2 rRNA genes are annotated in these 3,276 nt (G+C 49.0%); both read right to left on the bottom strand.

From position 1 onward, the window contains the following. Positions 1–9: 9 nt before the first annotated feature. Positions 10–124, bottom strand: a 5S ribosomal RNA gene (gene rrf, locus MF4642_RS16245). Between the two features lie 238 nt (positions 125–362). Next, positions 363–3,256, bottom strand: a 23S ribosomal RNA gene (locus MF4642_RS16240). Positions 3,257–3,276: the final 20 nt, after the last annotated feature.

Below are 3,276 nucleotides of genomic sequence, written 5' to 3'. Positions count from 1 at the left end.
GAATTAATGAGCTGGCGATGACTTACTCTCACATGGATAACTCCACACTACCATCAGCGCTAAGAGGTTTCACTTCTGAGTTCGGGAAGGGATCAGGTGGTTCACTCTTGCTATTGTCGCCAGCACAACTGTTTATGACTATTCGTTGGGTCTTATTTACACATTGTGTATGCCTAACTTTCATCAAATGAGTTATTAACAGGTATATTTGAGTTGATTTTAACATAAAGCATAGCTTTATGTCTTGCGCTCGGACAAACATAATTAATGTTTGTTTATTCCTCGCTCATGTATCTAGCTTTATAACTAAATCAAGTTGTTTGCAGTGATTTGAACCACAACACCAACTGTTTGGGTGTTGTATAGTCAAGCCTCACGAGCAATTAGTATTGGTCAGCTTCACATATCACTATGCTTCCACATCCAACCTATCAACGTCGTAGTCTTCAACGGCTCTTTAGAGGACATAAAGTCCTAGGGAAATCTTATCTTGAGGTAGGCTTCCCGCTTAGATGCTTTCAGCGGTTATCCCTTCCGAACATAGCTACCCGGCGATGCGACTGGCGTCACAACCGGTACACCAGAGGTTCGTCCACTCTGGTCCTCTCGTACTAGGAGCAGATCCTCTCAAATTTCCAACGCCCACGGTAGATAGGGACCGAACTGTCTCACGACGTTCTAAACCCAGCTCGCGTACCTCTTTAAATGGCGAACAGCCATACCCTTGGGACCTGCTTCAGCCCCAGGATGAGATGAGCCGACATCGAGGTGCCAAACACCGCCGTCGATATGAACTCTTGGGCGGTATCAGCCTGTTATCCCCAGAGTACCTTTTATCCGTTGAGCGATGGCCCTTCCATACAGAACCACCGGATCACTAAGACCTACTTTCGTACCTGCTCGACTTGTGGGTCTCGCAGTTAAGCGCGCTTTTGCCTTTATACTCTACGCGTGATTTCCGACCACGCTGAGCGCACCTTCGTACTCCTCCGTTACTCTTTAGGAGGAGACCGCCCCAGTCAAACTACCCACCAGACATGGTCCTCGTCCCGGATAACGGGACAGAGTTAGAACCTCAATATTACCAGGGTGGTATTTCAAGATTGGCTCCACCGAAACTAGCGTCTCGGTTTCAAAGCCTCCCACCTATCCTACACAAGTAAGATCAAAGTTCAATGTCAAGCTGCAGTAAAGGTTCACGGGGTCTTTCCGTCTAGCCGCGGGTACACCGCATCTTCACGGCGAATTCGATTTCACTGAGTCTCTGCTGGAGACAGCGCCCCCATCATTATGCCATTCGTGCAGGTCGGAACTTACCCGACAAGGAATTTCGCTACCTTAGGACCGTTATAGTTACGGCCGCCGTTTACTGGGGCTTCGATCAAGAGCTTCGCTTACGCTAACCCCATCAATTAACCTTCCAGCACCGGGCAGGCATCACACCCTATACGTCCACTTTCGTGTTTGCAGAGTGCTATGTTTTTAATAAACAGTTGCAGGGGCCTGGTTTCTGTGGCTGCCAATAGCTCAAGGAGTAAATCCTATCACCGTCGGCAGCGTACCTTCTCCCGAAGTTACGGTACCATTTTGCCTAGTTCCTTCAGCAGAGTTCTCTCAAGCGCTTTGGTCTACTCGACCTGACCACCTGTGTCGGTTTCGGGTACGATTCCTATGTAACTGAAGCTTAGAGACTTTTCCTGGAAGCATGGTATCAGCCACTTCACTGTACTAGTACAGCTTGCTATCAGTTCTCAGCATAGAGTACCCCGGATTTGCCTAAGATACATGCCTACAACCTTCCACCTGGACAACCAACGCCAGGCTGACTTAACCTTCTCCGTCCTCTCATCGCATTACATAGAAGTATTGGAATATTAACCAATTTCCCATCGACTACGCCTCTCGGCCTCGCCTTAGGGGTCGACTCACCCAGCCCCGATTAACGTTGGACTGGAACCCTTGGTCTTTCAGCGTGCGAGTTTTTCACTCGCATTGTCGTTACTCACGTCAGCATTCGCACTTCTGATACCTCCAGCATACTTCTCAATACACCTTCATCGGCTTACAGAACGCTCCCCTACCACTTGCAATAAATTGCAAATCCGCAGCTTCGGCATATAGTTTTAGCCCCGTTACATCTTCCGCGCAGGCCGACTCGACTAGTGAGCTATTACGCTTTCTTTAAAGGGTGGCTGCTTCTAAGCCAACCTCCTAGCTGTCTATGCCTTCCCACATCGTTTCCCACTTAACTATAATTTTGGGGCCTTAGCTGGCGGTCTGGATTGTTTTCCTCTTGACTACGGACGTTAGCACCCGCAGTCTGTCTCCCGGATAGTACTCATTGGTATTCGGAGTTTGCATCGGTTTGGTAAGTCGGGATGACCCCCTAGCCGAAACAGTGCTCTACCCCCAATGGTATTCGTCCGAGGCGCTACCTAAATAGCTTTCGGGGAGAACCAGCTATCACCGAGTTTGATTAGCCTTTCACCCCTATCCACAAGTCATCCCCTGGCTTTTCAACGACAGTGGGTTCGGTCCTCCAGTTAGTGTTACCCAACCTTCAACCTGCTCATGGATAGATCACCCGGTTTCGGGTCTACACCCAGCAACTAAACGCCCTATTAAGACTCGATTTCTCTACGGCTCCCCTATTCGGTTAACCTCGCTACTGAATGTAAGTCGCTGACCCATTATACAAAAGGTACGCAGTCACCGAACAAGTCGGCTCCCACTGCTTGTATGCATGCGGTTTCAGGATCTATTTCACTCCCCTCACAGGGGTTCTTTTCGCCTTTCCCTCACGGTACTGGTTCACTATCGGTCAGTCAGGAGTATTTAGCCTTGGAGGATGGTCCCCCCATATTCAGACAAGGTTTCACGTGCCCCGCCCTACTCGACATCATCATATAAGCCCTTTCGTGTACAGGACTATCACCCACTATGGTTGCACTTCCCAGAGCATTCCACTAGAACTTATATGACTTAATGGGCTTCTCCCCGTTCGCTCGCCGCTACTGAGGGAATCTCAATTGATTTCTTTTCCTAAGGGTACTGAGATGTTTCACTTCCCCTCGTTCGCCTCGTATGACTATGTATTCATCATACGATACCTGCCTTATGACAGGCGGGTTTCCCCATTCAGAAATCTCCGGATCACAGGATATTTGCCGCCTCCCCGGAGCTTATCGCAGGCTATTACGTCTTTCATCGCCTCTGACTGCCAAGGCATCCACCACATGCACTTAATTACTTGACTATACAACCCCAAACAGTCGT

It is taken from the genome of Acinetobacter sp. MF4642 (assembly GCF_002018925.1).
GTDB lineage: Bacteria > Pseudomonadota > Gammaproteobacteria > Pseudomonadales > Moraxellaceae > Acinetobacter > Acinetobacter johnsonii.
Note: the sequence above shows the minus strand (reverse complement) of the source record. Positions and strands in the feature narration are given on the sequence as shown.